The sequence below is a fragment of the Photorhabdus heterorhabditis genome, assembly GCF_018448905.1.
Lineage (GTDB): Bacteria > Pseudomonadota > Gammaproteobacteria > Enterobacterales > Enterobacteriaceae > Photorhabdus > Photorhabdus heterorhabditis.
Genome location: NZ_RCWA01000164.1, coordinates 1 through 716 on the forward strand (window position 1 = coordinate 1; position 716 = coordinate 716).

Consider the following 716-nt stretch of genomic DNA (forward strand, 5'->3'; position numbering starts at 1 on the left):
TTATTCTCAATAACAAAAATTACAATCTCGATTCAAGGGGGTAGGATTAGCTCCACTATTTACGTGAGTTATATTCGCGATAATATATAAAACAACATCCTATACCACCAATAGTCCCTCCCATAGCTCCTACTTTTAAACAAAGTAAGAAATCTTCTTGAGTAAAATCAAAATCTCCAGATAAGAAAAAGAAGATTAAGGCAATAATTAGTTTTAAAATTAATCCTGTTAGGATCATACCAACAATAATTGAACTGAATAAGTGTAGAAAAAGGAGAAAAAAACTTAGTTTACTCAGTTTCATTTCTTCTTATCCTCATCCAATTTTTTTACCCCTTTACTAATCTGATCATTAGTAATTTCAGTTGCTACAGATGAACCTACATTGCCAACAACACCAGGGATCTTACTTGGTGACATCTCTTTCGAGATCCCTAACTGGCCTTTTACTTCTGAGTACTTAAGTAAGTTGGGATTAAATTTCGGGTCCCAGCCACCAGTTATCCATTTACCTATAGCATTTGTACCAGAGGCAGCATACTTGCCCACACCATAACCTACTGATGCGCCAATCCCACTAATAATTCCCCCTTTTAGCGGATCATCCCCTTTGACATAACTTGAAGCTGCCCCCATACCTGCATTCCAGGCTATTGTGCCCCACAAACCAGTATTAGCCGTGAATGCGCCCGTCCAGTACGCAAAAATAGCATCAT

The 716-nt window shown here is 37.8% G+C and carries 1 protein-coding gene and 1 pseudogene; both read right to left on the minus strand.

Annotation, left to right across the window (positions count from 1 at the left end):
- Window positions 1–55 precede the first annotated feature (55 nt).
- A complete protein-coding gene (locus EAE89_RS23095; protein WP_214086679.1) occupies window positions 56–304 on the minus strand; it encodes a hypothetical protein in 249 nt (82 codons plus the stop codon).
- Window positions 301–716 (minus strand): annotated as a pseudogene (locus EAE89_RS23100) (hypothetical protein); the annotation flags it as partial. The gene EAE89_RS23095 and the pseudogene EAE89_RS23100, both read right to left, overlap by 4 nt.